General features: G+C 73.3%; 6 protein-coding genes. All 6 read left to right on the top strand.

The window, feature by feature from the left end:
• The first annotated feature begins 69 nt into the window (after window positions 1-69).
• Entirely contained in the window at window positions 70-1,644 is a 1,575-nt protein-coding gene (locus LCE31_RS34890; RefSeq protein ID WP_225021717.1) for an ABC transporter substrate-binding protein, read from the top strand.
• Window positions 1,641-2,600, top strand: coding sequence for an ABC transporter permease (locus LCE31_RS34885; RefSeq protein WP_225021716.1), 960 nt, complete (start codon window positions 1,641-1,643; stop codon window positions 2,598-2,600). Before LCE31_RS34890 ends, LCE31_RS34885 begins: the two co-directional genes overlap by 4 nt.
• Window positions 2,597-3,673 carry an ABC transporter permease gene (locus LCE31_RS34880; protein ID WP_225021713.1) on the top strand — a complete coding sequence of 359 codons (1,077 nt, stop codon included), beginning with the start codon at window positions 2,597-2,599 and terminating at the stop codon, window positions 3,671-3,673. The genes LCE31_RS34885 and LCE31_RS34880 overlap by 4 nt, the downstream gene beginning before the upstream one ends.
• Entirely contained in the window at window positions 3,670-4,467 is a 798-nt protein-coding gene (locus LCE31_RS34875) for an SDR family NAD(P)-dependent oxidoreductase (RefSeq protein WP_225021711.1), read from the top strand. Before LCE31_RS34880 ends, LCE31_RS34875 begins: the two co-directional genes overlap by 4 nt.
• The gene (locus LCE31_RS34870) at window positions 4,464-5,441 is read left to right on the top strand and encodes a polysaccharide deacetylase family protein (RefSeq protein WP_225021709.1); all 978 of its coding nucleotides are present in this window, start codon (window positions 4,464-4,466) and stop codon (window positions 5,439-5,441) included. The genes LCE31_RS34875 and LCE31_RS34870 overlap by 4 nt, the downstream gene beginning before the upstream one ends.
• Window positions 5,438-6,298 (top strand): ABC transporter ATP-binding protein (locus LCE31_RS34865; protein ID WP_225021707.1); only part of this gene is annotated, 861 nt, incomplete at its 3' end. The genes LCE31_RS34870 and LCE31_RS34865, both read left to right, overlap by 4 nt.

The raw sequence follows: 6,298 nt of genomic DNA, 5'->3' as shown, positions 1-6,298 counted from the left end.
GCCCCCGACCGCCCCCCCGGCGGGCGTCCACCCGGCACATCCCCGGCACAGCCCGGCAGGAGACGAACCATGCGTGCTCCTCGGATTCCCCCAACTCCCGTCAAACGCACCGCACTTGCGGGCACCAGGGCGGTGCGCTGCGGCGCTCTCGCGGCGCTCCTGGCCGCGGCGCTCACCGCCTGCGCGCTGCCCACCACCACCGGCGGCTCCGCCCCCGGCTCCGCCCGCCTCACGGCCGACCTCGCGAGCTACCCGGCGAGCCTCGACCCGGGCCTCCAGTACGACACCGACTCGTACTCCGTCTACCGCAACATCTTCGACCAGCTGCTGCGCCGCGACCCGAAGACGAACAAGCCCGTTCCCTCGCTCGCCACGCGCTGGCGCCAGACCACCCCCACCACCTGGGTGTTCACCCTGCGCGACGACGTCAGGTTCAGCGACGGCAGCCCGCTGACCGCCGCCGACGCCGCGTTCAGCATCCGGCGCATCCTCGACCCCAAGCTCGGCAGCCAGCAGAACGCCAACTTCTCCGCCGTCGCCTCGGCCACCGGCCACGGCGACACCCTCACCATCAAGACCACCTACCCGTCCCCGACCCTGCTCACCTACCTCACCACGCTCTCCGTCGTGCCCGAGGCGTACGTGAAGAAGGTCGGCAACGCGCAGTTCAACCTGCACCCCATGGGGTCGGGGCCCTACTCCTTCGTCTCCGCCATCCCCGGCTCCCAGGTCGTACTGCGGCGCAACGACCACTGGTGGGGCCACGAACCGCCCATCCGCCAGGTCACCTTCCGCGCCGTGCCGTCGGCCGCGAGCCGGGTCGCCGACCTGACCTCGGGCAAGGCCGACATCGCGGACTCGATGACACCGGACACGGCCATCCAGATGAAGAGCGCCAGCAACCTCCAGGTGCTCTCCGCGCCCACCGAACGCGTCAGCTACCTCGCCTTCAACACACTGAAGGGCGGCCCCACCGACGACCCCCGCGTACGCCGGGCCATCAGCCTCGCCATCGACTACACGTCGCTGATCAACGCGCTGGAACAGGGCTACGGCAAGCAGGTGGACAGCGTGCTGACCCCGCTCGCGGTCGGCTACCCGAAGGCGCTGCACCCCTACGCGTACGACCCGGCGAAGGCGCGGCGGCTCGTCAAGGAGGCGGGCGCCGAGGGCAAGACGGTGGTGATGGCGACGTCACCCACGTACGACCCGCAGATCGTCCAGGTCATCCAGGCGAACATCCAGGACGCCGGGCTGAAGGTCGCCATCGACAACACCGACCAGGCCACCTATCTGAAGAAGGTGCAGGGCCCCTCGCACGACTGGGGCTCCATCCGGTTCGGCCAGTGGTCCTGCTCCTGCCTCGACGCCGACGGTGTGGCCTACCCCCTGTTCCACAGCGGAACGGTGTGGAGCTCGTACCACAACACCTCCTTCGACGCGCTCGTCGACCAGGCACGCAGGACCATCGACCCGGCGGCGCGCGAGCGGCTCTACGCCCGGGCCTACGGCATCCTCGACAAGGACCTGCCCGGCATCGGCCTCTTCCAGATCTACTCCATCTACGGCGCGAACAAGCGGCTCCTGTGGCACCCCGACGCCCAACAGAGCTTCTCCGTGGCCGACATGAGGTTCACGTCATGAACCGTGGCACGCTCACCACCCTCGCCGGCCACCTCGGCAGCCGCCTGGGCCAGGCGCTGATCGCCCTGTGGGGCGTCACCACCGCCGTCTTCTTCGCCCTGCGGCTGTCCGGCGACCCGGCGCAGCTGCTGGCGCCGCAGGGCGCCACCGCGGCCGACATCGCCCGCCTGCGGCGGCAGTTGGGGCTGGACGTGTCGGTGTGGCACCAGTACCTGAACTTCCTCGACGGGCTCCTGCACGGCGACCTCGGCTACTCCTACGTCCAGCACGAGCCCGCCCTCACCCTCATCGCCCAGCGCGTTCCCTACACCCTGGACCTGGCGCTCGCCGCGCTGGTCCTTTCGGTGGTGTTCGGCGTCGGCGCGGGCACGGTGATGGCCCTGAACCGGGGCCGTCTGCCCGAGCGGGTCCTGATGCCGGCCGTCCTCGCCGGGCAGGCGATGCCCGCCTTCTGGACCGGCGTCCTGCTGATCCTGCTCTTCTCCGTCACCTTCAAGATCCTGCCGTCCACCGGCTACGGCGGCCTCACCTCGCTGATCCTGCCCGCCGTCACCCTGGCCTCGCTGTCCGCCGCGACCGTCGCCCGCATCACGCGCGGCGCGGTCCTCGAACAGCTCGGCCGCGACTACATACGCACCGCGCGCTCCAAGGGCGCGGGCACCGCCCGGCTGGTGGTGCGCCACCTCGCGCGCAACGTGTCGGTGCCGGTCCTCACCGTCCTCGCCCTGGAGGTCGCGAACCTGCTCGGCGGCTCCGTGGTGACCGAGCTGATCTTCGCCTGGCCGGGGCTCGGCCAGCTCACCGTGCAGTCCGTGGACGGGCGCGACTTCCCGCTCGTGCAGGCCATCGTGATCCTCGCGGCGCTCGTGTACATCGTGGTCAACCTCGTCACCGACCTGGCGTACGCGTTCCTCGACCCGCGCATCAGCACCCTCGGAAAGGCGGCAGGGACATGAGCGGCGCGACGACGACACCCGGCGCGGCTCCCCTCACGCCGGCCCGGACCCCGGCTCCGGCCGCGCCGCGCGTACGGCCGGGGCGGCGGCGCGGCCTGATCCCCGCCGCTGCGGTGATCCTCTATCTCCTGGTGGCGCTGTGCGCGCCGCTGATCTCCCCGTTCGACCCGGACCACGCGGACCTGGCGGCCCGGCTGAGCGAGCCGTTCGCCGCCGCCCACGGCCACTTCCACCTGCTGGGCACCGACGCGCTCGGCCGCGACGTGCTCAGCAGGATCTTCTACGGCTCCCGCGTGTCGATCGCCGTCGCGGCGGCCACGGTCCTGGTCTCCGGGGCGTTCGGTGTGCTCGTCGGTGTGCTCGCGGGCTGGTACCGGGGCTGGGTCGGTGTGCTCGTGATGCGGCTCGCGGACATCGCGCTGTCGGTGCCGTTCTTCCTGCTCGCGATCCTCGTGGTGGCCGTCCTCGGACCGAGCCTCGTCAACGTCGTCGTCTGCCTCGCGCTCGTGCGCTGGCCCCGCTACACGCGCATCGCGTACGCGAGCGTGCTGGAGACCCGCGAACGCGGCTTCGTGCGCGGGGCGGTGGCCGTCGGGGCGCCGGGCCGCTGGATCGTCACCCGGCACGTACTGCCCGAGGTGCTGCCGCTCGCCGTGGTCGTCGCGACCCTCGAACTCGGCCTGATGGTGGTGTTCGAGGCATCCCTGTCGTTCATCGGCCTCGGTGTGCAGCCGCCGACCGCGTCCTGGGGCTCGATGCTCTCCGACGGCCAGCAGTACGTGGCGACCGCCTGGTGGCTCGTCACCTTCCCGGGGCTCGCGCTGTTCGGCCTCGTCCTCGCGGTGAACCTGCTCGGCGACACCGTACGCGACCGGCTCGACCCCACCAGAAGCGTGTCGAGACGGCCCTTCCGGCGGCGCGGCCCCGGGCGCCCCGGCCGCGGCCCGGGATGGCTGCGCGCCGCGAGCCGTATCGCGCCCTCGGAGGCCCGCCCCGCCGGGGAGCATCCGCCCGGGACGCCAGAGGCCGACTCCGCCGGCCCGTACGGCACTTCACCGAACCAGGAGGCATGACCGTGCGCGACTACCGGGACGAATTCACCGGCACCCGGGTGGTGGTGACGGGCGCCGCGGGGATCTTCGGCACCTGGATCGCCGAGGCGTTCGCCGCCGCGGGCGCCGACCTGCTGCTCACCGACGCCCGCGCCGAACCCCTCGCCGCGCTGGCGAAGCGCCTCGGCGCCCGCCACCTCGCGGCCGACCTGGCGGACCCGGACGGCCTGCGCACCCTCGGCGACGCCGTCGCGGGCACCTGGGAGGCGCCGGACGTGCTGGTCAACAACGCGGGACTGTATCCGCGCACCCCGCTCGCCACCACGGGACCCGACACCGTGCGGCGCGTCCTCGACGTCAACGTCGTCGCCCTCTTCGAACTGTCGCGGCGCGCCGTGGACGCGATGCTCGCGGCCGGGGTGCCCGGCCGCATCGTCAACATCTCCTCGGGCGCCGCCGTACGCCCCGGCGCGAGCGGCTCCGTGTACGCGGCGAGCAAGGCGGCCGTCGAGACGCTGACCCGGTCCATGGCGCTCGAAGTCGCCCGGTACGGCATCCGGATCAACACCGTGCAGCCGGGGTTCGCGCCCGGCAGCGAGGTCAGCGCGCTCACCGAGGAGCACATCCGGGGCATGCGCAACAGGATTCCGCTCGGCCGCACCTCGGGCCCGTACGACGCCCCGGCCGCGGTGCTCTGGCTGGCCTCCGACGACACGTCGTTCGTGACCGGCACGACCGTCGCCGTGGACGGCGGCAGAACGGCGGGCGACTACACACCGCCGCCCCTGGCGCTCCCTGAGGAGGACGGCCGATGAAGGACCCGGAAGCACGGCCCGCGCACGGCGCCGGAGCGCGGCCGGCGGAAGACCTGTCGAGGCGGCCGGCGGACGACCCGTCAAAGCGGCCGGCGGACGACCCGTCGAGGCGGCCGGCGGACGACGCCTACGCCTGGCCCGGCGGCCACCGCGCAGGACTGTGCGTGACCTTCGACTTCGACGGCGAGTCCCCGCTGCTGTGGCGGCGCAGGAACGACCCGCCGGGCGACGCCGCCGAACTGGAACAGCGCAGGTACGGGCCGCGCCGCGGCATCCACCACATCCTCGACGCCCTGGACCGCGCGGGCGTCCGCGCCACGTTCTTCGTCCCCGGCTGGATCGCGGAGACCTACCGTCCCGCCGTCATCGAGATCCACGCCGCGGGACACGAACTCGCCCTGCACGGCTGGTGCCACGAGCCGCCCGCCGACCTCGGCGCGGGCGACCTGCGCGCCACCCTCACGCGGGCCTCGGACCTGCTCGCGGGTATCAGCGGCGTCCGCCCGGCCGGCTACCGCTCGCCCAGCTTCCGCATGGCGCCCGGGGCGTTCGAGACCCTGGCGGGACTCGGCCTCTCCTACGACAGCTCGATGATGGGCGACGACCGGCCCTACCGCATCGGCGACCTCGTCGAGATACCCGTCGACTGGGCCACCGACGACGCCGTGTACTACCGCTACACCGGCGGCGAACCCCGGCCGCCCTACGGCGCGGGCGATCTCTACGACGCCTGGCACGCGGAGCTCGCCGGGGCGCGCGAGGCCGGCTCGCTGGTGAACCTGACCATGCACCCCTGGCAGTCGGGGCGTCCGGCCCGCGCGCTGTGGCTGCGCCAACTCCTGCGGGACGCCAAGGACTTCGGGGACCTCTGGATCGGCACCGCGGGCGAACTCGCCGCCCACCACCTCGAAACCGGGCACCGGGGACCCGGCTCGCTCGACGTCCCCACCGACACCCTGGGATGGCCACTGTGACGACGGCACAGGACACCGCGAGCACCCGGGACGCGGTCCTCGACGTACGCGGCCTGCGCGTCTCCTTCGGTCCCGGCCTCGACGCCGTGGACGGCCTGACCCTGACCGCGCGGCGGGGCGAGACGGTCGCCGTGGTGGGCGAGTCCGGCTGCGGCAAGACGCTCAGCGCGCTCGCCCTCGCCGGGCTGCTGCCCGAGGGCGCCACCGCCACCGGCTCCGCCGTCCTCGACGGCCACCAGCTCGTCGGCAGGAGCGAGCGGCAGTGGCGACCGCTGCGCGGCGCCAAGGTCAGCATGATCTTCCAGGACGCGGCCACCGCGCTGAATCCGCTGATGTCCGTAGGCGCCCAGATCGAAGAGGTCATGGCCATCCACGGCACCCACCGGCGTGCGGCCAGGCGGGCCCGCGCCGTGGAACTGCTGACCTCCGTCGGCGTACCGGACGCGGCCACCCGCGCGCGCAGCCACCCGCACCAGCTCTCCGGCGGGATGCGGCAGCGCGTGATGATCGCCATCGCGCTCGCCGGGTCGCCCGACCTCGTCGTCGCCGACGAGCCCACCACCGCGCTCGACGTCACTGTGCAGGCCCAGGTGCTCGCGCTGCTGCGGGAGTCGACGCGGGACGCGGCGGTGCTCTTCATCACCCACGACATGGGTGTGGTCGCGCAGATCGCGGACCGGGTCGTCGTGATGTACGCGGGCGGTGTGGTGGAGTCGGGGGGGGGGGGGGGGGGGGGGGGGGGGGGGCGCCCCCCCCCCCCCCCCCCCCCCCGCGTCTCGCGCGGCGGTTCGTGCTTGTGGTCGACCGTTCCTGTGTGTGGTCGGCCGACCTCCTCCCGGCCGCGGGCGCCCTCACGC

Origin of the sequence: Streptomyces sp. 8L (assembly GCF_020176795.1) — a bacterium.
Classification (GTDB): Bacteria; Actinomycetota; Actinomycetes; order Streptomycetales; family Streptomycetaceae; genus Streptomyces.
This window is presented reverse-complemented; position numbering and strand designations above follow the sequence as displayed.

Coding starts and splice junctions, on each gene's coding strand:
- LCE31_RS34880 (WP_225021713.1), top strand. CDS start 2,597: ATGAGCGGCGCGACGACGACACCCGGCGCGGCTCCCCTCACGCCGGCC.
- LCE31_RS34870 (WP_225021709.1), top strand. CDS start 4,464: ATGAAGGACCCGGAAGCACGGCCCGCGCACGGCGCCGGAGCGCGGCCG.
- LCE31_RS34890 (WP_225021717.1), top strand. CDS start 70: ATGCGTGCTCCTCGGATTCCCCCAACTCCCGTCAAACGCACCGCACTT.
- LCE31_RS34875 (WP_225021711.1), top strand. CDS start 3,670: ATGACCGTGCGCGACTACCGGGACGAATTCACCGGCACCCGGGTGGTG.
- LCE31_RS34885 (WP_225021716.1), top strand. CDS start 1,641: ATGAACCGTGGCACGCTCACCACCCTCGCCGGCCACCTCGGCAGCCGC.